Here is a 22,294-nt window from a genome sequence, read left to right on the forward strand (position 1 = left end):
AGGAGATGCCGCGCCTAAGGTGGCGCAAACTTGAGTAGTGGCAGCCCCACCGGGCTCGTGAACAATGAAGAGTGTACCTGCGTGAAAATCGTGTCGGTAATGTCCTTACCGCTGAAGAGGGCTTCACCGGCCACTCCGTCCGTTCGCAATGCAGAAATCTCCTGCGTTATGGTCACCGGAGAGTTCTTGGCATTTGGCAGCAGCTTGCTAGCGTACCACCCAACGCCAACGAGTATTACAACCGGGCAGTACAAGCCCATGGTATTCACCACCTGCGCGACATGGGCGTTGAAGCCAGGCAGATCGCTCTGGTAGACCTGGCCGACATAGAAATCGATCAGACCGGCCTTGGCCCAGTTCACCCAATCGCTGCCGAGTGTTGTCTTGGCGGCAGCGAAATCATAGCCGCCGTTGGCAGATAGGCTCAGCCCCGGATATTTGGTGTTCATGAGTTTGCGGAGCGCCTGCAGAAACTGCGTGACACCGATAATGCGAACGTACTGCGCTGCGGCAGATTTCAGGTCGGGCGTTCCGGTGATGTGAAACTGGTCCTTGTAGATCTGCATGCACGCCGTGCAAACACAGAAGTCGTTGCTGCTGTAGCCAGGCTCCTCAATCTGGATTCCGGAGACGCCCTTGTAGTGCTGCAGCATTTTGTCGATGAGGTTCAACTCGAACTGCCGCGCCGCTGCCCAGGACAGGCAGACCACCGTCCATGGCTGAACGATCGGTTTACCGGTTTTGGGATCGATGCTGCCCTGATTCGGCCGCTTTACAGCCCAATCCGGATTGCCGCCAAGGCGAGTGACGAACTCCGGGCTTGCCTTGGACTTGTATTTGGTCACCGAGTAGGTGAGATCGACCTTTATACCGGCTTTGAGCGCCGCATTGATGAACAGGCCAACCACATCGAACTTCGCTTTCGGCACGGTCTTCTGATAGGTTGCGTCGGTGAGCGCCGCGAAGTACTCGCTGCGCACATAAACGAAGAGCAGATTGAAATTGGCTGCCTGCAGCTTCGCCACAAAATCGGCAATCTGCTGCGTGGCCGTTTTCTCGTCAGGGCTGAATTGCGCTTCCGGCACGATGTAAGCCGCACGCACCTCGGCAGAGTTCTGCCTCGGCGCTGCCAGTGCGCCACTGGAGATAAGCAGCGAGGCGGCGCAAGCGCCGATCCACATAGTCAGTGACTTGAGTTTCATATAAGGGATCCTTAGATTCACAGCTCGGTATCGGACCACCGGCCACTGCGACATGCCATCGCACTATCAGACGGCGGCTGTTGATCAAAGTGACACCTCGCGCCGCGCTTCGTTTAACGCTCGCGGTCCAAACAACCGGCAGTCCATCCGCAACAACTGTACCCGGTTAGTGCGACACAGGCGAATCTTGCATCAGAGCCGGTTTAGGAGACCGACCGCCGCCGGTCGCAAGTCAAGTGGTATTCTCTTCAGGCGCAAAGGGATGGTCGACCGGAGGCAGCATGCCACAGCCTGTTCAAATGACGACCGACCGCGAGAGACGCCGGCAGTTACCCACCGTGAACGCACGAACGTAACGGCTGCCACCAGTTTGGATACCCGGTTGGCGATCGGTTCGCTGCGCGCCGCTGGTGGTTTCCAGAGTTGGGTATCGGCAGTCGTAGCGTGGATTGCTACGCCGACTCACACATGAACGCGTTTGAAAGGGATTGTGCCTATGTGTGGTATTTGCGGTATATATAGATTGGATGCCGGCCCGGTGAGCCCGGCGCGTACCGAAGCCATGACGGCGCAGCTTGCCTATCGCGGGCCGGACGGCATGGGAGTTGCCACCGGTCCGGGGTACTCCTTTGGGCATCGGCGCCTTTCGATCATCGATCGGACGGAAGCAAGCGCGCAGCCAATGTCGGATTCAGCTTCGCAGACGGTACTAACCTACAACGGCGAGATCTACAACTATCGCGATCTTCGGTCGGAACTGGTGAAGCGTGGCGCCACCTTCCGGTCCGAGGGCGACGCCGAAGTCCTTATCAACGGCTATCTCGAATGGGGTCTCGCCGAGCTGCTCCAGAGAGTGCGCGGCATGTTTGCCTTTGCGTTGCTTGACCGGCGCGACCACAGCCTTCACCTGGTACGTGATCCCGTCGGTAAAAAGCCGCTCTTTTACCATCAGAGTGAAGGTGAGGTGGTCTTCGCCTCTTCAGCCCTGGCCCTGGTCGCCGGTCTCGGCTATGTTCCGGATGTGGACCCAATCGCCGTGGACGAGCTGCTATGGAACACCTACATCCCGGCTCCGCGTTCCATATTTGTGGGTGTAGAGAAGGTACCGCCCGCTACGGCTGTGTCCATTTCAACGGACGGCGATACCAAAAGCAGCGTGTACTGGCAGTGTGACTTTGGCCGAACGGACGCCGGCATCGATCTTCCGGAGTGGATGAACCGTACCGAAGAGGCGATCACTACGGCAATTCGCCGGCGGTTTGTAGCCGATGTACCGGTTGGCATTACGCTCTCCGGCGGCATCGACTCCGGTCTTGCGGTCGCCCTTGCCTCGCAGGCGGTCGGACGCGTTAGCACCTATACGATCCAGACGGAAGACAAGGTGCTGGATGAGAGCGACCGGGCCGCGATGGTTGCAAAGCGGTACGGAACGGATCACCACGTCCTGCTGATTGAGGCGGATATGCGGAACGACCTGCCGTCGCTCGTCAACGCGCTCGGTGAGCCGCTCGGCGACAGCTCCGCTGCAAACCTGTTTATGTTGGCGAAGATCGCCAAACCACTGGTATCGGTACTGCTCACCGGCGATGGCGGAGACGAGACCTTCGGCGGCTACGGCGCAATGTATGCCGGGTACATGGGCAACAGGATCGGTCGCTGGCTCCGCGGGCCGCTGCGCCCGATGGGCCTGATGTTGGCAGGTATTCTGGACCGGGCTCCCGGGGCAGCGCGCAGAGGCGGCACACTGATGAGGTATGCCAGTTTGCCGCCGGAGCAGACGTTTGGGCGCACGAGCATCATCACGGACCAGCTGCGGACCGAGTTGCTCACCTCCGACATGCTCGCTCGCGTTGGTGAACACACTCCGTGGCTGCACTACGACGAAACACTCGCGTCTACGAAGGATTTGCCACTGGATGCGCGCGTGATGGATGCATACTTCAACACAATCCTGCCGGGCGATTTGCTCCAAAAGGCTGATTGTTCCACCATGGCGGTGGGTCTCGAAGCACGTTCGCCATACCTGGACCTGGATGTTATCTCACTGGCGCAACGGATGCCGGGGAGCGTGCGGTTTCATGGCGGTCAAAAGGGGCTGTTGCGCACGATTGCAAGAAAGTACCTCCCGGCGGAGATTGTTGATCATAAGAAGCAGGGATTCGGCGCACCATTTGCGCACTGGCTGCGCAACGAATGGACGGACCTGGTGGACGAGTTTGTATGCGGCCCAACCGTCGAAGAGCGCGGCTGGGTTCGTCGCGAGTCGCTTGAGCGGGTTTTGGCAAGCTTCCGCGCCGGTGGGCCGCGCGGACCGCTATTGTGGACGCTCCTGATACTGGAGTTGTGGCTGCGCCGCGCTGCTGAGATCGCGCGGACGAGCCCGGCGACGGCTGGCGCCTGATAACCTCGCCAAGGGGTCCGGCGGTGCGCTCCCAACACCGTCCTCTCGACAAATGTGAACTGACCTTGCTACCCGGGTGTCACGCCTCTAAAGCAGCGGCAGTCACGAGATCATCCGTGGCCGCTGGTGCAGGCTCATTCGGCAGCACCGCTGCGCAGCTCAGTCCGAATAGAACACCCGGTGCAACGGTCCTCATCGCAGAGACGCACATGTAGAGCCACGCCCACACGAGCCACGCCACAGTTAGCGACCGGTTTTCCACGCCATTTGCGCTGCGGATGTTCCGAACGGTGATGACGAGGAGAATGATGAGCGCCGATACGCCGAGGAGGCCATGCTCAGCTAGATCGCGCGTCGGCTCCGTGTGCGATTCTTCGGCTGCTCCCCTCTGGCTGCGGAAGTGCTCCTTGGTAGAAAGGCCAACCCCGACGCCGAAGAGCGGGTGCTGCAGAAAGGTGTTCACGTCGTCCAGCGCCAGCACATCGCGATGGGTCACACCGCTCTGCTCGAATCGCTTGACCAATGCGCCCTGCGTAAAGCTATCGAGAATTGGCAGCACAATAAACACGCTGACACCGACTGCGACGGCGCCAACGAGCACCACCTTCAGCATGTTGCGAAAGCCGTTCGCCATGAACACGACCCCTGATGTAATGCTGAGGGCCGAAAGATAGAGCCCGGTGCGTGAGAACGTTATGGCGCTAAGCGCCGCCATGCCGATGCTGCATGTAAACAGGACTACCCGGATGCTGAGCTGCCGGACATCCTGCAGTGCATACATAAAGGCCACCGTAACACCAAGCCCCATGGCGCCGGAGACTTCATTTGGGCCGTATCCGGCGCTAGCCGCGAAGTTGGAAGCTTTGCCGAAATCGATGTGGGTGGATGTTGCCAGGTTTACCACAAGAATGGTGGCAAGACCCAGTGTGGGAGCGATGAGGCAGCGAAGCGCGCGCAGCAGAGACGCTCGCGTAAGTCGCACGTTGTAGAAGAACCAGCAGCACACGGCGAGAGCGATTGGGCCGGACATGTCGAACGCCAGAAAGGCGTGCGCGCGGCTTCCGGAAACGCCGAACAGGGTATAAATCGCGGCCGGAGTTAGCAGCGCGATGTACGCCAGCGGCAGCATGCCCTTTCTCAGACGCCCGTTCCAGATGAGGTAGATCGACAACAGAACCGTGATGGAATACTCAGCGAACTCCCACGGCAGACCGGGCGCCTGCGACAACCGCCACATCACCTCCGACCCGGCGATGTAACATGCGATGCCGGCCATGTACGCGGGAGAGCGACGCGACACGGCCAGGAACAACCCGGTGACGAACACGATGCCGGCATGTATTGAAGCGATTATCGGCACCTGCCACATCAGGATCGCGAGCGGCGCGTGCATGCCGAAGAACATGTACGGGCCAAACTCGGGAATGCTGAGCCTGCGTGCCCGCTTTGAACGGAGGCCGCGAATTGGCCGCGCTTCCGTTACCATGGCGGTAAGTCGTCGCCGGCGTGGCGGCAACTGGCTGTTGTTGGCGGTGAATCGGTGGTGGTCATAACCTGGTGCCTGCCGGATAGTATACATCAAGGCTAAACCGGCAGCCGCCATGCCACAGCGGGATCGCAGGCAGCCGTGGGGTATAACTAACGGGCACATTTGATCTGGAGCCGCGCGATGGCAGGCGGCCGCACAGAACGCGGAGGAGATGTTTTGATGGTATCGACGTTGGTGGCCCGGAAAACAACCACTGTGACAAAAGGCGAGGTAAAGAGGCTGCGTCTCGCAGGCTATGTTCCCATCTCGGTTCAGCATAAGGGTGACGAGACCGTGCACCTGGAGCTGCATACTGCAGAGCTGGAGCGCTTCCTGCAGGAGCATGGCGAGTTCAGCCTGCTGGAGCTTGAACTGCCGGACGGAAAGAAGAAGACCGCCATCGTAAAGTCGCAACAGCGCGAACCCGTTTACCACAAACTGCTGCATGTAACCTTTCAGGCCGTCTCGCGCCACGACAAGATCACGGCGCACATACCTCTTCGATTTCATGGCGAACCGGAAGAGGTACGAAACCACGTCGCCGTGCCGCAGCATGTACTGGAGACCGTGGAGGTTCGAAGCCAGGCCGATCACCTGCCGGACCATATCAGCGCCGATGTCTCTGCCGTTTCGACAGGACAGGCTCTTCGCGTCCGCGATCTCGCTGCGATTGCGGGTGTGGAGTACCTTACGCCAGGAGACACTGTGCTCTACACGGTCTCTCATCTGCGCGCGGAGGTGGCTCCGGCCGTGGCTGAGGCGGTCGCCGCGGAAGCCCCAGAGGCGGCGCCGGAGTCCGCTTGACGGCAGCGTTGGGTGGCGACGCCTGCCATGTGCATCAGTCCGACAGTTTGACGCCTTCGCCGCGGCGCGGGTATGATGCGACGTGGCTGGCATCGGCTTCGCCGCAGCAAACCGGTAGCGTTTGCGTACCGCGGTTTTTGTGGCCGCTCTGCTGAAATCCTGACGTTGGCTGGGAGGCCGGGTTATGGGCGAATCGACGGCTTCCGTTGCCGTAATCGGGTGCGGATACTGGGGCAAGAACCTCGTTAGAAACTTCGCCGAGATGGGCGTGCTGTCAGCCGTGTGTGATACCACGGAAGCCGGACGCACGACGGCCCGTGCGATCGCACCGGACGCTGCGATCTACGACAGTACCGAGGAGCTGCTTGCCAGCGGCGTACAGGCCGTAGCGATTGCTACGCCGGCTGAGACTCATACGGCCACGGTGCGGGCAGCGCTATCTGCCGGCAAAGACGTATTCGTTGAGAAGCCGCTTGCCCTGAGCCGCGCCGACGGCGAGAGGCTGGTAGAGCAGGCGCACCAGGCCGGGCGAATTCTCATGGTCGGGCACGTGCTGGAGTACCACCCCGGCATCCGGCGACTGGTGGAGCTGGCTCAAACCGGGGCATTGGGCCGCCTCCAGTACGTCTACTCCAACCGGCTGAGTTTGGGCAAAATCCGTCGGGAAGAAAACATCCTGTGGAGCTTTGCGCCACACGACGTAGCCGTCATCCTCAGGCTGGTCGGCGGGCTTCCGGTCGAGGTATCGGCAGCCGGCGGTTCCTGGGTAACTGCCGGCATCGCTGACGTTACGGTGACGAATTTGCGGTTTGCCAATGGTGTGCGCGGGCATATTCACGTAAGCTGGCTTCATCCATTCAAGGAGCAGCGGTTGGTGGTCATCGGCGATGCCGCGATGGCAACCTTTGATGACGTGGGTAAGAAACTGGTTGTCTATGACCAGCACGTGAGCCTTGACGAGGGAGTGCCGTTGCCTCACAAGGGTGAAGCTCACGAGGAGCAGTATCCTGACAAAGAGCCGCTCCGGCTGGAGTGCGAGGCATTCGTCCACGCCGTGCTGACCCGTAACCCACCGCTCACCGATGGCGTCAGCGGCGTGCGCGTACTCGCGGTGCTGGAAGCCGCCCAGGCATCGCTGACTGCCATGGGCCAACCCAAATCTGTTCCGGCATACGGCGTGTAGGCAGCCGCTCATCTACTATGACCAATTCTGAGACAACCGCCTTTTTTGTACACCCCACGGCGATCATCGATCAGCCCGTTTCAATCGGCGCGGGTACCAAGGTCTGGCACTTCAGCCACATCATGTCGAACGCGGTTCTGGGCGAGCGCTGCATTCTGGGTCAGAACGTGGTGGTGGCGCCCGGCGTCGAGATCGGCAATAACGTCAAGATTCAGAACAACGTCTCCGTTTATGCCGGTGTTGTCCTTGAGGACGATGTGTTCTGCGGACCGTCGTGCGTGTTCACCAACGTTATCAACCCACGGTCACAGATCGTTCGGCGCGACCAGTACCAGGAGACGCGCGTTTGTCGCGGCGCCACGATCGGCGCCAACGCAACTATCGTTTGCGGAGCGGTGCTCGGTCGGTACGCGTTCATCGGCGCCGGCGCGGTGGTGCGGGGCGATGTACCCGACTATGCCCTTATGGTGGGTGTACCCGCTCGACAGATCGGTTGGATGAGCCGGCATGGGCACCGGTTGAGGCTGGATGCCGACGCCACTGCAGTCTGCCCAGAGTCGGGATGGCGTTACCGCGAAGTTTCGCCGGGCGTACTTCGGTGTGTCGATTTCGATGAAGATGAGGCGCTGCCGCCAAAAGCGGAGCGAGAGTAAATGCGGAAGGATGTTAAATGACCAATACCATACAAGCCGGATCACCTCTGGTGACTGAGAAGATCGCGCAGCCGGTTCCCCTGCTGGACCTCAAGGCTCAATACGCGGAGATTCGTGAGGAGATTGCTGCCGCCATCCAGCGTGTACTGGATTCACAGCGGTTCATCCTGGGCCCTGAAGTTGAAGCGTTCGAGAAGCAGATTGCCGAGTACTGCCAGTGCCGGTGCGCAATCGGCGTGAGCTCCGGCACCGATGCGCTGCTGATTGCGCTGATGACGCTCGGCATCGATCATGGTGACGAGGTGATCACGCCTTCGCACACGTTCTTCGCCACTGCCGGTGGAGTTGCCCGCCTTGGCGCGAAGCCGGTATGCGTGGATGTGGACCCCTGGTCGTTCAACCTTGACCCAACCAAACTTGAAGCCGCCATTACGTCACGGACGCGTGCCATCATTCCGGTTCACCTGTACGGCCAGACTGCCGACATGGCGCGAATCACTGAGATCGCCGAGCGACACCACCTCCCAGTTGTGGAGGATGCAGCGCAAGCGATTGGCGCCGAGTATCACGGCAAGCGCGCAGGTTCGTTGGGTACGTTCGGTTGCCTGTCGTTCTTTCCCAGCAAGAACCTGGGTGGATACGGAGACGGCGGCATGGTGGTTACCAACGACGAAGAACTTGCCGACCGCGTTCGGCTTCTGCGCACCCAGGGCTACCGTCCGAAGTACTACAACAAAGCGGTTGGCGGCAACTTTCGACTCGATCCTCTCCAGGCGGCTGTGCTGGCAGCGAAGCTGCCGCACCTGGACGCATGGACGGCGGCACGGCAGCGTAATGCCGGCACCTACAGGAAGCTGTTCGCCGAAACCGGCCTCGAGATCGACGGCTGGAATGGCGAATCCGTGGCCGGTGTCAAGGGGATCGTCCAGCCGGCTGATATGGGATTCGGCCGGCACGTTTACAACCAGTTCGTTATCCGCGCCGGTTTCCGCGATGAGCTGATGGCATGGCTGAAGCAGCATAACATTGGGTCGGAGATCTACTACCCGGTCCCGGTTCACCTTCAGGAGTGCTTTGCCGCACTCGGATACAAGCGCGGAGACTTTCCGGCTAGCGAGCATTCTGCCGAGGAGTCCCTTGGCCTGCCGATCTACCCCGAGCTTACGGCGTCACAGATCGAAACTGTGGTCTCAAGCGTCGCCGATTTCTACCGGCAAAGGTAGGCCGCTTCTACCGAACCCGAAGACGAAGACCGAAGAGCCGCCCTACGGATCGCTCCGTAAGGCGGCTCTCGGCGTGTTCACGACCCACGCATCCCAAGCGCAGTGCGGGCTACTTCACCTCAAATGGCCAGCCATTTGAGGTGCCGCCACCCGGCGTGGGATTGGTGACGGTCAGCGTGACTCGGGCCACCGATCCAACCAGCGGCGCCGGTACAACGGCGGTGAGGTGGGTTGGCGAGATAAATGTAGTTACCAGCTGCGTGGTTACCTGTCGCTCCGTGAAGCTTACAACGGCGCCTTTCACGAACAGACTTCCGAAAACGTGCAGCGTAAACTGCTGGGAGCCCGCCGCCACGAAGTGTGGCAGGCTTCCGACCAGCACCGGTGTGCCGTTCGTCACCGTCAGCGTTCGTGGTGCCGCCGTCTTACCGCCGGTTTGAGCTGTTATATGGAAGTGTCCGGGGCGAAGTAGCAGCGAGTTCGGCACGATGGCCATAACCTCGGCCGAGGATACCCAGGTGGTGGAGAGCGCAGTACTCTCGAAGAACGCTTGCGTGTCCTGGCCAAGCTCGCGACCGGTGATCGTCAGCGTGACAGGGCCTGAGCCCGCCGGCACGTTCGCGGGCAAAAGCGCGCGAATCCAAGGTGTGGCGGCGCCAAGCGCAACCTCCCAGGCGGAGCGACCGTGGGTGTAGGCTTCCAGAATGTTCTCGGTGGTATTGAAGGCCAGGTCCGACACGGCGACGCCTGCCGGCAGACCGGTTCCGAACAGGCTCCATTGACCCTGCACCGTAGCGGTGTACACACCCTGATCCGTACCGACCCAAACCTGCCCATTTACCCAGTTCACTACGACAGCGTTGGTCGGTTCGTCCGGCAGGTTTCCGGTGACGTCCGTCCAGGTTCCGCCTGCGTCGCTGGTAAAGAACACATGGCCCACGCCACTTGCCCCAGCGAACAGATCGCGTACGATGTATGCCTCCTTGGCGTCCAGCGGATTGACGGAGATACCCTCGAAGTGGTCGGAGAATCCCGGCACGGTTGTTGCCGTCCATGTGGCGCCGTCATTGGTTGTAACGTAGATCGTGCCTCCAGCAGCGGCGTAGACGGTAGTCCCAGAGACACCGATGCAGTTGACATTGGTTCCCAGGTTATTGAATCCCCCGCTCCCGGCGGTCCCAATCTCTTTCCAGCTCGTTGTCGAGTCTGTGGTTTCCCACACGCCGGTCGTTGGGTAGAGAAGGCGGGCTGAATTGCTCGGATCCATCGTGAAATGCGGATAGAAGTCGGATCCTTCGCTGGTTGGTGGCGTTGCGTCGTTCCACGTGGTGCCGCCATCGGTGGATTTTGCGAGGTTTGTACCGGCATAGGTGTGGTACATCACCAGGGGATTAGCCTGATCGATCTTGCAGAATCCACCGTCACCGCCGTCGATGATTGGCCATGTGATGTTGTTGGTGAACATCTCGGTGCCATTATCCTGGCTGCCTGCAATAGCAACCAATGGATTGACGGGATGCATGGCGCCGCCAGTGAACTGGATCGTTCCCAGGTTGCCATTTATCGACTCCCACTTCAGGGATGACGGGCTAAGATTGTCGAGTCGCCAGATGCCGCCATCACACCCGTTGAGAAGCCGTCCGCTGGCGTCAAACGTCAGCGAATGCTCATCAGTGTGCGGCCCATTGTTGCTCGCATCGGCCTGAACGTTGTTCCACGTCGTTCCGCCGTCGGTTGTTTCGGCCACGTTTTCGCCACTGAAATCGCCGGCTCCCGCCAGAAAGACGACGTCGGCGTTGGTCGGGCTGCACGCGATGGGCATGTCGTACCAGGCTTGTGGCGAAGCTGTATCCGGTGCGCTGGCGAGCTTCACCCAGGTCGTACCGCCATCGGTGGACTTGAAGACGCCAAACACACCGTTCGTGTTGATGTTCTCCACCGTGCTGTAGAGTGTGCTCGGGGATGACTGCGCGATCGCCAGATGTATCCAGCCGACGTTCGCGGCTGCAGCCCCGTTCGGATGTCCGGAGAGCAGACTCCAGGTAGTTCCGGCGTCGGTCGACTCATAGACCCCGTTACTCGCGCTACCGCCCACGTTACCGACGGCACAGTAGAGCGTGCTTGGCGTTGTGGGGTTGATCACCACGTCGCTGAACGGGTCGGTGGTGGATACCGCTGCTGTGGTGTTTGCCCACGTAGCGCCGCCATCGGTCGACTTGTATATTCCGGTGGTGCCAAACTTGCCGTTTGCGCCGAAATCGGCCATCGCCGCGTACACGGTCTTTGCATCTGCCGGATCGACGGCAATTCGCGATGTGGTGAGGCCCACGAAGGCGTTGCTCGGTCCGGTTTCCAGCGTCCAGGTTGCGCCGGCGTCGGTAGAGACCAGTATGCCCAGGCCATACCGTGAATCACCGGCATTGTTGGCTTCACCGGTACCGGCATAGATGACACTGGCGTTTGAGGGCGCTACGGCTATGGCGCCCATGGCGAGATCCGGCTCAGCGTCGGTAAGCGGAGTCCAGAGGGCGCCGCCATTCGTGGTTTTCCACACACCGCCGCCGGCAGAAGCCACGTAGATCGTGTTGGCGTCCGTCGGTGAGCCTGCGGCGTCGACAACCCGCCCAGACATGCCCGATGCTACACCGAAATCGTTGGACTCCGTGAGGGGCGACGGACCTATACTCGTCCAAACTCCACCGATATTTGGCCCAAAAAAGCCAGGTCCGCTCGGCGGCGGCACCGGCTGACTGGTGTTGCGGGAACCGATATGCATCTTGTGCAGCACAGGATGGTGCACCTGAGCGGAGGTAACGGTACTGACCCCGAGGCAAACTGCGAAGAGCACGGCGCAATTCAGGTAGGCAGCTCGTAATCTGATCATAATGGCACTCCATTAATCATGGAAACGGCACTCTGTCTCGCACTGCGGATGCGATTGGTCGTATTACGACCGCAGATCCACGTGGACGCCGGCGGCCGGCACGGGCCCGACGACAGGCAGCGCCAAACTCGTGATACACGGTTTGCCGCGCTGCACCCATATATACCACACCTAAACGTTAACCGCACAGTCTGGTAAGGCGCATGAAAATGCCCCGGCACACAGGAGTGGCCCGGCATTTCCATGCAGACTTCGTTACTAACGGCTGCGGGTCAGCGCAGACCGGCAATCTGCCAGTTCAGATCCACGCCCTGGGCGATGTAATCTTCGCCTTTTATGGCGACCCCGTTCAGGAGCCAGTATGCCACGTCTCCCGTGCTTGAGTTCTCAAAGACGATATCGTCTTCGCCGTCGCCATCCAGATCAATCGTGCCGGCTATGTACCAGGAGGTGTCAACACCCTGAGCAATGTAGCCGTAGTCGTAGGATTGAACTCCGTTCATTAGCCAGTAGACGACATCGCCGGAGGTGCTGTTCTCCCACAGGATATCCGGTGAGCCATCCTGATTCAGGTCGGGCGTCCCAACAATCCGCCACGAGGGGTCAACACCCTGGGCGATCCATCCCGAACTCACCTCTGTCGCGCCATTCATAATCCAGTAGGCGACGTCGCCGGTACTGCTGTTCTGCCACAGGATGTCGGGCTGGCCGTCGCCGTTGAGATCGGGCGTACCCACCACGCGCCAATTGGGATCGATTCCGTACGCGATGTAGCTACCCTGCACAAAGTTGAGACCATTCATCTGCCAGTATGCCAGATCGCCCGTTTGGGTGTTCTGCCACAGAATGTCCGGTTGGCCGTCACCATCCAGATCGGGCGTCCCGACGATCACCCAGGATGGGTCGATGCCGTAAGCGATGTATTGGCCCTGCAGAACCTGCGTCCCCTGCATCAACCAGACGGCAACGTCGCCGGTTGCAGAGTTTTCCCAAACGATATCCGGATACCCGTCGCCGTTGAAATCGGCATCCGCCCTGGCTGTGCGACCGGTCAGGGCAATCAAAGCCAGGCACGATGTAAGAGCGGCAAATGTGGCAAACCGGAGTTTCATCATTCGGGTCCCCCTTATCATGCCGTAAACGAGCCATCGGCAACTGTGTGACGCCTGCGACATAGATATCGTTCCTCAACCTGAGCGGAACGGCTTTTAGCGACCGACGCGGCTGAGCAGGTCCGAACCCTCCTCCGAAGCGCGGCCGATACGAGCTCCCACCGGCCATTTCGTGAGAACACCGTCGGAGGCCGGCGCGAGCAACGGCATCAGGGCATCGGTATCCGTAATCCCTGTATCCAGCCAGATCGACCTTGCCTGCCGGGTTAGAACAACCGGCATGCGATTATGAACCGGCCTCATGAGTTCGTTGGCATCGGTGGTCAGGATCACGCAGCATGGGGGTTCGCCCTGGGTTTGCGGCGCTTCCCACAATCCTGCCAGCGACAGCAATCCGCCCTCGGCCTTGCTGAAATAGAACGGCTGTTTCCGGCTATCCAGCTTCTGCCACTCGTAGAACCCATCCGCAGGAACTATGCAGCGGCGCTGGCGAAAAGCAGCCGCAAACGTTGGCTTTTCTGCGGCTGTCTCGGACCGTGCGTTAATAAGCTGCGAAGCACCGGCTCGTTCGCGCAGCCATGCCGGGACGACGCCCCACCTGGCAGGCTCGAGGATATTGTGGCCGCCCACTTCGCGCACCATAAGGATGGTTGAAGATGGCGCGATATTGTAGCGGGCCGTGAGCCGCGGAATTGGCGACGCCTGAAACTCCGCGGCAATCACATCTGCAGGAGTAAAGAGGACAAATCGTCCGCACATACCAGCCTCCTCGGCACAGGCATCCGGCAGGATTGCCGGCAGCCGCTGTCGTAGTGCGCCACAATAGAGCAATCGGCGGACCGCAAGGAGCGCCACGGCCAAAGGATACCATGCCACCAAGTCACGAAGCAATCACGCGGCGCACGCTACTGCAGGCCGGCGCCCTTTCGGTTGGTATCGGGCGGGGATTACAACAACCGGCGCCCTACTCCTCCACCACCGCGATCAACTCCGCGCTGGAGGCGGTGCGCTCGGAAGCCGATTTAGGCCCGTATTCGCCATCGTGGCCCGGCATTACAGGCCAATTCGGTGTGCCACAGTGGTACAAGGATGCCAAGTTCGGCATTTTTATCCACTGGGGCGCGTACTCGGTGCCCGCATTCGGCAGCGAATGGTATCCCCGGATGATGTACATCCAGGGATCGCCCGAGTACCGGCACCACATCGCAACGTATGGCCCCCAGACGCGCTTCGGTTACAAAGACTTTATTCCAATGTTCCGCGCCGCCCGGTTCGACGCCGCCGGGTGGGCTGCGCTATTCCGGCAGGCGGGCGCCCGGTTTGTAGTGCCGGTAGCGGAGCACCACGATGGGTTCGCTATGTGGAACAGCGCCATAACGCCGTGGTGCGCCGGAAAAATGGGCCCGAAACGTGATGTGATTGGCGAGCTTGCCGCGGCGGTCCGGGCAGATGGGATGACGTTCGGGGTTTCGTTTCATCGTGCAGAGCACTGGTGGTTTTTCAATGGCGGGCGAACGTTCCCGAGCGATGTGCAGGATGCACGCTGGCGCGGACTGTACGGCCCGGCAGCACCGGACAACGTACAGCCGAATGCACGGTTTCTCGACGAGTGGCTGGCCAGAGCGGGAGAACTTGTCAATCGCTACAACCCGCAGCTCTTCTGGTTTGACTGGTGGATCGAGCAGCCCGCATTTCAGACCCGGCTCCAGCAATTTGCCGCCTGCCTGTACAATCGCGGCATCCACAATCGAATGCCCGCCGCGATCAACTACAAGGGAACCACTTTTCCGGGCCGTGCAGCGGTACTCGACCTCGAGCGAGGCCAGCTCGCCCAAATCCGACCAACGCTCTGGCAGACCGACACGTCGGTCTCCACTATCAGCTGGGGCTACATCCAGAACGACCGCTATAAGCTCGCCGGCGACATAATCCAGGATCTGGTGGACATCGTCAGCAAGAATGGCGTGTTGCTGTTGAACATCGGGCCGAAATCCGACGGCACCATAGCCGCAGGTGAGTCAGCCGTGCTCGTTGAGATTGGCAAGTGGCTGGCCGTAAACGGAGAGGCTATTTACGCCACTCGCCCGTGGATTATCTTTGGCGAAGGTCCGAGCAACGTCGTCGGTGGCTCGTTTAACGATACCAAGCGAACTGCGTTCACCGGCAGTGACATCCGGTTCACTCAAAAAGGCGGTCGACTCTACGCGATCATCATGGCGTGGCCCGGGTCGTCGGTTACCGTCACGAGCCTTTCGAGCAAGATGGCGCTCGCGCCCGCGCCGGTCGCGACAGTCCGAATGTTGGGCTGTCCGGAGCCGTTGGCGTGGACGCAGGACGACCGAGGCTTGACCGTTCAGATGCCGGGGCAGCGCCCATGCGATACGGCATACTCATTGGAGATCACTTTTCGTACAGCGTGATCCACAGCCAGAAAGCATCAACACGACCGGCATAACCGCGCCATTTCACGACAATCTGCTCGCCTGACCGGCGCTCCACCCGGCTCTACTCGAGCGTGTCTGGTCGGCTATGCCAGCGCGATCATCGTTGCGACTATGGCGAAGCCGCCGGGATGCGCCTCGGTGGCACATTGCCGAACTACTCCCGAGAAGCCCTATGAAACATCTGGTAAACCTCATCGCGGTGCTCTGTTTGGTGTCGCTGCAGTCTCCCAATCGGTCCGTCGCGTCGTCCGCGACAGCATTAGAGCCCCACTCGGTGCTCATCGGCAACTATCTTGTCACTGTGCCGAACGGCATCGCCTTCGTCGTGGATGGTAAATCGGCGTTTGTCCTGGACCCGGGTGGCGAGTATTACGCCGGCGAGGCAGCGCCAGATGACAGCTATCACCACGCGCGGTTCCATATCAAGGGCGCATCCGTTGATTTCACCTGGGGTCGTATCGGCACGTGTGCCATCGGCCGGCTGACTGCCAACCAACCATTGAGTCTCGCACTGCGCCTCTCCAGCGGGTGGCCCGGTTTCTCCAGCACCTTCTCCCCAACTGTCGACGGCGTAAGTGGCTCATCGATGGACGGTCGAAAGCAACTGACCTGGCGACTGCGGACTTCGCCCTCACCGGAGACAGACGACGGTGACTCCCTGGTACTGCGTATCGGCCCATTGGCTCCTGCATATCTGTCCGCTGGTTTCGGCGTACTGCCGCCAGTCCAGACCATCACAAAAACCCTGGCGGTCGCAAAGGCGCGTTACGAGCGCCGACGCCCGAGTGCATCCGGCGATCACGGCGACTTCCTCGGCGCCATTGAGGCCAACCTGAACAACAGCCGTGTCTTCAGCTCCGATACGAACCGTGTCGCGCATACGGTCAGCCGTGGCTGGGCCGGCGGCAAAGCGAACAATGCGCCGCTGTTTTGCTGGGACAGTTTCTTCAACGGTAACCTGGCGAGCCTGGATGACCCAACCGGCGCGCGGAGGACCGTGCGCGCGATTCTGCAGTGGCAGACAGCGGCCGGCATGGTTCCGAACTTTGGACACTGGGGCACAGCCGGTCAGCGAGCAAGCGATGACCGCTCCCAACCGCCGGTAGGAGCGTTGTGTGTGTGGAAGATGGAGCAGCGGTGGCCGGACCTCAAGTTTCTTCGGTGGGTGTATCCGAAACTGAAGCGTTGGCATGCCTGGTGGATGCGAGCGAGAGACGGTAACCACGATGGCTTGCTGGAGTGGGGAAGCTCTTCCGCGGGCGCACAGGGCGCGCGCTGGGAGACGGGATGGGACGACACGCCCCAGTTTGATGGCGCCAGAATGTCGGGAGAGACGCTGGATGCCGACGCGGTGGACCTGAACGCGCTATACACGATGGATGCCGAGTATCTGGCGCGCCTTGCCAACGAGCTCGGTTATACTCGCGATGCCTCGCGATACCGGGCGGAGCGATCTGCGATGATCCGTAGGATCAACAGGCGCCTCTGGAACCCGGCAGTTGGAACGTATTGCAGTCGATTGTGGCATGCCGAACGACAGGTTCCAGTGCCTCAATCAGCGTTTGGCACGGGCTTTGATGTTGTGTTCTATAACCGCGAGAATCTCGAAAGCCCTGTTGCTCGGATCAAGTCGCCGGCAATTCAGTTCGATTGGAATGGCAAACCGCCGCTGGCCGGTGTGCCGGCAGACCACTGGAGCGCGCGCTTTACGGGCACATTTACGCCGCCGAAACCCGGCAGGTACCTGTTCAAAACCTCTGCGGACGATGGCGTTCGGCTACTGGTGGCGGGTCACAAAGTGATTGATGACTGGTCCGTCCACGGATTGGACGACCAGGAGACAGTCGCGACATTCGATTCCGCGTCACCGCAGCCAGTCTCTTTGGAGTACTTCCAGGCTGCCGGCGGATCGGCGCTCACGATGACCGTCGCGGAGCTCGAGCCCGCGCCGGCAGCCGCGGAGTTCCTGACGCGCCTGACACCTATGAATTTCTATCCGCTGATCGCGGGCATTCCGGACGCGTCCCGGACAAGGCAGATGCTGGCTCTCTTGACCGATCCGCACCGTTTCTGGGGAACCTGGATCGTGCCAACCCTGAGTTACAGGGACCCGCTGTGGCCGCAACAGCGGTACTGGCACGGTACGATTTGGGGCCCGGTGAACTACCTCCTGTTTCAAGGGCTGATGCGCGACGCGCCGGCCAGGATACAGAACCAGATCGTCGCCCGGAGCTTGCATCTGTTTTTACGCAACTGGGATCGAAAGCGTGTGTGTGGCGAGAACTTCCTGAGCACCGATGGCGATCCGGGCGGCGATCTGCACTATACCTGGGGCGCACTCCTCTGTCTGATGGGCGTTGAGAATCTGTGCGACTTCGGGCCCAACGGCACGGTGCGCTTGAATGGTCTTCAGACCGAAACCGTGGAGTTACGAAACCTGCCAATCCACGGCCTGTTGTACACAGTCCGCGCCAGGCCGCACGTGACAAAACTTCTCCGAAACGGCCGGGTCGTTGCCACAGCCCGCAAGCGCGTCGTATGGGTCAAACTGCCTTCCGCATTGAGCAACTCACATTGACCGCCTGGGCTCGCACCACGTCGAGAACCCTCAAGTACGGCTCACCAATGGCGCTCATTGCGCTGCGCGCCCTGCTCGGCCCGGCGATCCGGTTTGGGTGCACCTCGCGATGGCCAGGGTGGCTGCTCGGCGCATGTGCGTTAACGGCGTGCCTCACCGACATATTCGATGGCGTCATCGCGCGAAGGCTGGGCGTGGCTACGGATCGCCTGCGCATGGCCGACAGCATCGTGGATGGCGAGTACTATCTCTTCGTTGCCTGGGGTATATGGCTGGCCGACCAATCGGTCTTGCAGCCATATACCCCTGCCCTGTTGGCGCTTTTCGCCGTACAAACAGCCTCCTACGTCTTCTCATGGCTCCGGCTGCGCCGCATCGGCGGCCTTCACGCCTACAGCGCGAAGGTCTGGGGCCTTTCTCTGTGCGCAGCGTCAATCTGGCTCCTGGCCTTCCGCTCACCAGGCATTTGGCTGACGCTCATGATATTCTGCGGGTTCCTGAGTAACCTCGATGGGATTCTCATCATCTGGTTGCTGCCGGAACGACGCATCGACGTGCATGGTGCGTGGCATGCGCTTGCGTTGAGGCGCGCCGACCGGCGGTGATTGCCCGCGCACGCGGGCAACGTGACGAACCATCGCACTACCTTGAGGTCTGCAACAGGTTAGCTGCCCGGCTGCACACCAAGCACGTCGGGGTTGAGCATTGCCAGTTCCGGCAACACAAACAGACCGTCTTTTCGGACCAGTTCGTCGTCAAACCAGATTTCACCGCCGCCATGTTCCGCGGACTGCAGGCAGACCATATCCCAATGCACCTGGCTCCGGTTTCCGTTATCTGCTTCATCGTAGGCCTGGCCCGGCGTAAGGTGGAAGCTTCCTGCTATCTTCTCATCAAACAGAATGTCCTTCATCGGTTTCGTGATGTAGGGATTGAAACCGAGCGACCACTCACCGATATAGCGCGCGCCCTCATCGGAATCGAGAATCTCATTAAGCCGGTCGCTTCCTCCATCAGCCGTGGCCTCCACCACTCGACCCTTACGGAAAACGAGACGGATGTTGTTGAATACCACGCCTCGGTACAGCGTTTCGCAGTTGTACTGCATAACGCCCTCCACAGAGTCGCGAATCGGGCAGGTGAATATCTCCCCGTCAGGTATGTTTCTCTCTCCGGCACATGAAATGGTGGCTATTCCCTTCTTGCTGAAGGTCAGGTCGGTACCCGGTCCGGTTATGTGCACGCGATCGGTTCGATCCATTAGCTGCTTCAGCGGAAGGGCCGCCCGGGCCATGGCGGCATAATCGACCTCGGCGCATACCTGGAAGTAGAAGTCCTCAAAAGCTTCTGTAGACATTCCGGCCGCCTGCGCCATGCTCGAGCTTGGCCATCGAAGGACAACCCAGCGTGTTCGCTTGACGCGGACTTCGCTGTGTACCGGATACCACCAATGTCGGTCGTACAGCGCCATCTTGTCGGCGGGTACGTCCGATAGCTCGCTGATGTTGTGGGAACCTCGGACGCCGATATAGCACTGGACGGACTGCATCAGCTCACGTTCCAGCGAGCCCACCGCTTCCATTTGTTCTACGGTGGCCACACTGTACAGCGCCCTCAGCACCTCCTGGTGCCGGGTGCTGACGAGCGGTATGCCGCCAGCGGCAGCCACGGTGCGAATGAGCGCCGCCGTAAACGGAGGCGGTATGTCAAACGCCTCGATGTATACCTTTTCGCCGCTTTGCACGCTGCACGAATGAGAAACGAGTACCGATGCCAACCGATCGAAGCGCTGGTCCTTCACTCATGCCTCCAGTAGTGCGCCCGCAGCAGAATGGTATTGCACACCCTAGTGCGCCGTAGGCGTTTCGGTGTTGAACCGGATTGTGGCACAAACCTGCCCACCGGAAGCGGACAACGATACCTGCCATCCGTTGACATCCGCGATGGCCTTGCAGATGGCTAGTCCAAGACCATGGCCACCCGTCTCGGAACTGCGGGAGGTGTCGGGCCGGAAGAACGGTTCAAACAGGCGCTCCGGTTCTACCGGCAGTCCGCCGTGCGCCGAATTCGTGATCATCAACGACTTTGGTGACATTCCCAGGTCTGCTCGAACCACCGTTCCGGAGTCGGCATACTTGACGGCATTCTCCAGCAGGTTGCGAACCAGCATCTCGACATGCATCGGTGGCGCCACGAGCGAGACATCGTCATTCAACTCCATCGTCAAGGTGATGGAGCGCGAGCGCGCAAGCGTCTGGAGCTGGTTGGCGATGCGGCGGCATACGTCAGAGAGATAGACTGTTTCGGGTGGCGCGCTGGGTCCGACCTCTAATTGATGCAAAAGCAGCAGATCCTGCACCAGGCGCGTTAGACGTTGTGACTGAAGTGATGCCTCACCAATCACCGACCGATACTCCTCAACGGAACGGCTCTTGCGGAGCGCGAGTTCGAGATGGCCGGAAAGCGCCTGCAGCGGAGTTCGCAGCTCGTGAGATGCGGCCGCATAGAATCGGCCGCGGGTTTCTGCGGTTTCGGCAACGCGCCCCAAAAGCCCATTCAGAGTGGCGACCAACTCTACAAGTTCTGCATCGCCTGATGGAGGATGAAGCGTTACGCGCAGGTCGTGGACGGATGCATCGTCAGCCTGCCCGGCCAACTGATGAATTGGCGATAGGGTTCTACCGACCAGCATCCAGGCGCCCAGGCTTGACAGCGCCAGAATCAGAAGGCTGAGGATGATGAGGACGGCAGCTTCCACCCGGAGGCGGTGCGACGTTGCTCGCCATGGAAGTCCGAGGACGATGGTACCGCCCTGTGTTCGTATTACACGGGTTCTCCATTCGCCATCATGGCGAACCGGCCAGGTCGGCACCCGTTTTTGAGATTGGTACTCCACCTTGCCGGAGGTTCCGACAACGAGCACAGCGATATTGAGGCGGCTCGCGTCGTCGTCGTCGTCCAGCAAGTGACTGAAGTCGTGGTTGTCATCGGGATCGGTGAGCTGATGGTGCACCTTGTGCACGGCCCGGGACAACAGCATCGTAGCCGACATGGAAGCTTCACGCCGAGCATAGAGGATCAATGCGGTACAGGCCGCGGCCAGGAAGACGAACAGCGCCGCAGAGAACGCCAACGTCATGCGCGTTCGCATCGAGCTAATCGGCATGCGGGTCCATCCGGTACCCCACTCCTCGCACCGTATGGATCAGCGGTTCGGCCTGCCCACGATCCAGTTTGCTGCGCAGGTAGCTGATGTACACGTCCAGGACGTTATCGTTTCCGCCGAAGTCGTACTCCCAAACGTGCTCTAGAATCATCGCACGTGTAAGAACGCGGCCGGCGTTACGCATCAGGTACTCCAGCAGTGTGTACTCGGTCCCTGAGAGCGATACGGTTCGTGAACCGCGCGTCACCTTGCGTGACGCTGGGTCCAGAACCAGGTCGCCGACGCGCACCGACTGGGCGCCGGCGCCGCTCCGCCGTAACAATGCGCGCAGCCGCGCTAGCATCTCCTCCAACTGAAACGGCTTGACGATATAGTCGTCCGCGCCACTATCCAGCCCCTGTACCTTGTCGGCCAACGCATCGCGCGCTGTGATGAGGAGGATCGGCGTCGCCACGTGTGACTGGCGAAGCAGTTTGCATACGCTGAATCCATCCAGATGCGGCAGCATCACATCGAGAAGAATGGCGTCGAACGCGCGGCTCAGCGCAAGTTCCACGGCCTGTTGACCATCGCCAATCACAACGGCGGCGTAGCCCGCTTCCTCAAGAGCCTGCTTGAGGAAACGGGCTACGCTACCGTCATCTTCCACTATCAGAACATCCATGGGTAATCTGCCAAACCAGGTCATCAGCCTCCGGCGTTGGACTTCACCTCTGCCGGAGCTGCCTTGCCACCGACTGCATGCAGGAGCTCAGCCCGCAGTTCGCTGGCTTCTCCCTGCGGATCGACCGACTCGCTGTCGGTAACCTTACCGCTTATGGCATCCAGTTCCACTTCCTTGAGCTTCTTACCGGTAACGATTACCACATCGTAGTCGGGTCGTGCGCCATCGAACTCGTAGGTGGCCTGCAGTGCACGGCCCGGGACCTTTCGCAAGGCGATGCGAATAGCAGCCCACGGCGTGATTCTTCCCGTTGGTATTGATGCTCCACTACGTACCTGGCCACTGGCCTGCAGGTGGGCAACGGCCACACTGAGAAGCGCCGCACATGCGACCGCAGCGATAGTCACGGGTCGTTTGCGTAAAAACATCCTCATAGTTGGAAACTCCTTTGG

The 22,294-nt window shown here is 60.4% G+C and carries 17 protein-coding genes; 8 read left to right on the forward strand and 9 right to left on the reverse strand.

The features are described from left to right. Positions 1–14 precede the first annotated feature (14 nt). On the reverse strand, positions 15–1,202 hold the full coding sequence (locus KGJ62_11375) for a family 10 glycosylhydrolase (GenBank protein ID MDE2127181.1): 1,188 nt from the start codon (positions 1,200–1,202) through the stop codon (positions 15–17). A gap of 523 nt (positions 1,203–1,725) precedes the next feature. On the opposite strand from KGJ62_11375, the gene asnB reads away from it, so the two are divergent. Then, complete coding sequence (gene asnB / locus KGJ62_11380; protein MDE2127182.1) at positions 1,726–3,603, forward strand: asparagine synthase (glutamine-hydrolyzing); 1,878 nt, start codon at positions 1,726–1,728, stop codon at positions 3,601–3,603. A 79-nt stretch (positions 3,604–3,682) separates the two neighbouring features. Here the strand turns inward: asnB and KGJ62_11385 are convergent, their stop codons facing one another. Then, positions 3,683–5,089 (reverse strand): hypothetical protein, encoded by a 1,407-nt coding sequence (locus tag KGJ62_11385; protein ID MDE2127183.1) that lies wholly within the window; start codon positions 5,087–5,089, stop codon positions 3,683–3,685. Positions 5,090–5,311: 222 nt separating this feature from the next. On the opposite strand from KGJ62_11385, the gene KGJ62_11390 reads away from it, so the two are divergent. From KGJ62_11390 to KGJ62_11405, 4 genes are all read left to right on the forward strand, one after another. After that, a complete protein-coding gene (locus tag KGJ62_11390) occupies positions 5,312–5,935 on the forward strand; it encodes a 50S ribosomal protein L25 (protein MDE2127184.1) in 624 nt (207 codons plus the stop codon). A 184-nt stretch (positions 5,936–6,119) separates the two neighbouring features. Next, positions 6,120–7,118, forward strand: a complete 999-nt coding sequence (locus tag KGJ62_11395) for a Gfo/Idh/MocA family oxidoreductase (GenBank protein MDE2127185.1) — start codon at positions 6,120–6,122, stop codon at positions 7,116–7,118. Positions 7,119–7,135: 17 nt separating this feature from the next. Continuing rightward, positions 7,136–7,771 carry an N-acetyltransferase gene (locus tag KGJ62_11400; protein MDE2127186.1) on the forward strand — a complete coding sequence of 212 codons (636 nt, stop codon included), beginning with the start codon at positions 7,136–7,138 and terminating at the stop codon, positions 7,769–7,771. A 17-nt stretch (positions 7,772–7,788) separates the two neighbouring features. Then, positions 7,789–8,994 (forward strand): DegT/DnrJ/EryC1/StrS family aminotransferase, encoded by a 1,206-nt coding sequence (locus KGJ62_11405; protein MDE2127187.1) that lies wholly within the window; start codon positions 7,789–7,791, stop codon positions 8,992–8,994. 109 nt (positions 8,995–9,103) lie between these two features. On the opposite strand, the gene KGJ62_11410 is transcribed toward KGJ62_11405, so the two are convergent. The 3 genes from KGJ62_11410 to KGJ62_11420 all read right to left on the reverse strand — a co-directional run bounded on the left by KGJ62_11410 (position 9,104) and on the right by KGJ62_11420 (position 13,881). Beyond that, positions 9,104–11,878 (reverse strand): IPT/TIG domain-containing protein, encoded by a 2,775-nt coding sequence (locus KGJ62_11410; protein MDE2127188.1) that lies wholly within the window; start codon positions 11,876–11,878, stop codon positions 9,104–9,106. 272 nt (positions 11,879–12,150) lie between these two features. After that, positions 12,151–12,993, reverse strand: coding sequence for a VCBS repeat-containing protein (locus KGJ62_11415; protein MDE2127189.1), 843 nt, complete (start codon positions 12,991–12,993; stop codon positions 12,151–12,153). A gap of 93 nt (positions 12,994–13,086) precedes the next feature. Beyond that, entirely contained in the window at positions 13,087–13,881 is a 795-nt protein-coding gene (locus KGJ62_11420; GenBank protein MDE2127190.1) for an SOS response-associated peptidase, read from the reverse strand. On the opposite strand from KGJ62_11420, the gene KGJ62_11425 reads away from it, so the two are divergent. From KGJ62_11425 to KGJ62_11435, 3 genes are all read left to right on the forward strand, one after another. Beyond that, positions 13,860–15,410, forward strand: a complete 1,551-nt coding sequence (locus tag KGJ62_11425; GenBank protein ID MDE2127191.1) for an alpha-L-fucosidase — start codon at positions 13,860–13,862, stop codon at positions 15,408–15,410. The two genes, KGJ62_11420 and KGJ62_11425, sit on opposite strands and share 22 nt — an antisense overlap. A gap of 196 nt (positions 15,411–15,606) precedes the next feature. Next, positions 15,607–18,012 carry a hypothetical protein gene (locus KGJ62_11430; protein MDE2127192.1) on the forward strand — a complete coding sequence of 802 codons (2,406 nt, stop codon included), beginning with the start codon at positions 15,607–15,609 and terminating at the stop codon, positions 18,010–18,012. Next, entirely contained in the window at positions 17,973–18,617 is a 645-nt protein-coding gene (locus KGJ62_11435) for a CDP-alcohol phosphatidyltransferase family protein (GenBank protein MDE2127193.1), read from the forward strand. The genes KGJ62_11430 and KGJ62_11435 overlap by 40 nt, the downstream gene beginning before the upstream one ends. A gap of 59 nt (positions 18,618–18,676) precedes the next feature. Here KGJ62_11435 and KGJ62_11440 read toward each other — a convergent pair whose 3' ends face one another. From KGJ62_11440 to KGJ62_11455, 4 genes are read right to left on the reverse strand one after another with little or no spacing between them, the layout of a single operon-like run. After that, positions 18,677–19,813 carry an aminopeptidase gene (locus tag KGJ62_11440; GenBank protein ID MDE2127194.1) on the reverse strand — a complete coding sequence of 379 codons (1,137 nt, stop codon included), beginning with the start codon at positions 19,811–19,813 and terminating at the stop codon, positions 18,677–18,679. Between the two features lie 45 nt (positions 19,814–19,858). After that, positions 19,859–21,178, reverse strand: coding sequence for a hypothetical protein (locus KGJ62_11445; protein ID MDE2127195.1), 1,320 nt, complete (start codon positions 21,176–21,178; stop codon positions 19,859–19,861). Next, positions 21,168–21,842, reverse strand: a complete 675-nt coding sequence (locus KGJ62_11450) for a response regulator transcription factor (protein MDE2127196.1) — start codon at positions 21,840–21,842, stop codon at positions 21,168–21,170. The genes KGJ62_11445 and KGJ62_11450 overlap by 11 nt, the downstream gene beginning before the upstream one ends. A 23-nt stretch (positions 21,843–21,865) precedes the next feature. Beyond that, positions 21,866–22,276, reverse strand: a complete 411-nt coding sequence (locus tag KGJ62_11455; protein ID MDE2127197.1) for a PepSY domain-containing protein — start codon at positions 22,274–22,276, stop codon at positions 21,866–21,868. Between the last annotated feature and the right edge of the window lie 18 nt (positions 22,277–22,294).

The organism is Armatimonadota bacterium (assembly GCA_028871815.1).
Classification (GTDB): Bacteria; Armatimonadota; Chthonomonadetes; order Chthonomonadales; family Chthonomonadaceae; genus REEB205.

Bases quoted from the DNA above. Each gene is read 5' to 3' on its own strand.
- KGJ62_11375 (MDE2127181.1), bottom strand. From the start codon at position 1,202: ATGAAACTCAAGTCACTGACTATGTGGATCGGCGCTTGCGCCGCCTCG.
- KGJ62_11385 (MDE2127183.1), bottom strand. From the start codon at position 5,089: ATGGTAACGGAAGCGCGGCCAATTCGCGGCCTCCGTTCAAAGCGGGCA.
- KGJ62_11390 (MDE2127184.1), top strand. From the start codon at position 5,312: ATGGTATCGACGTTGGTGGCCCGGAAAACAACCACTGTGACAAAAGGC.
- KGJ62_11395 (MDE2127185.1), top strand. From the start codon at position 6,120: ATGGGCGAATCGACGGCTTCCGTTGCCGTAATCGGGTGCGGATACTGG.
- KGJ62_11400 (MDE2127186.1), top strand. From the start codon at position 7,136: ATGACCAATTCTGAGACAACCGCCTTTTTTGTACACCCCACGGCGATC.
- KGJ62_11405 (MDE2127187.1), top strand. From the start codon at position 7,789: ATGACCAATACCATACAAGCCGGATCACCTCTGGTGACTGAGAAGATC.
- KGJ62_11410 (MDE2127188.1), bottom strand. From the start codon at position 11,878: ATGATCAGATTACGAGCTGCCTACCTGAATTGCGCCGTGCTCTTCGCA.
- KGJ62_11415 (MDE2127189.1), bottom strand. From the start codon at position 12,993: ATGATGAAACTCCGGTTTGCCACATTTGCCGCTCTTACATCGTGCCTG.
- KGJ62_11425 (MDE2127191.1), top strand. From the start codon at position 13,860: ATGCCACCAAGTCACGAAGCAATCACGCGGCGCACGCTACTGCAGGCC.
- KGJ62_11430 (MDE2127192.1), top strand. From the start codon at position 15,607: ATGAAACATCTGGTAAACCTCATCGCGGTGCTCTGTTTGGTGTCGCTG.
- KGJ62_11435 (MDE2127193.1), top strand. From the start codon at position 17,973: ATGGGTCAAACTGCCTTCCGCATTGAGCAACTCACATTGACCGCCTGG.
- KGJ62_11445 (MDE2127195.1), bottom strand. From the start codon at position 21,178: ATGCCGATTAGCTCGATGCGAACGCGCATGACGTTGGCGTTCTCTGCG.
- KGJ62_11450 (MDE2127196.1), bottom strand. From the start codon at position 21,842: ATGGATGTTCTGATAGTGGAAGATGACGGTAGCGTAGCCCGTTTCCTC.
- KGJ62_11455 (MDE2127197.1), bottom strand. From the start codon at position 22,276: ATGAGGATGTTTTTACGCAAACGACCCGTGACTATCGCTGCGGTCGCA.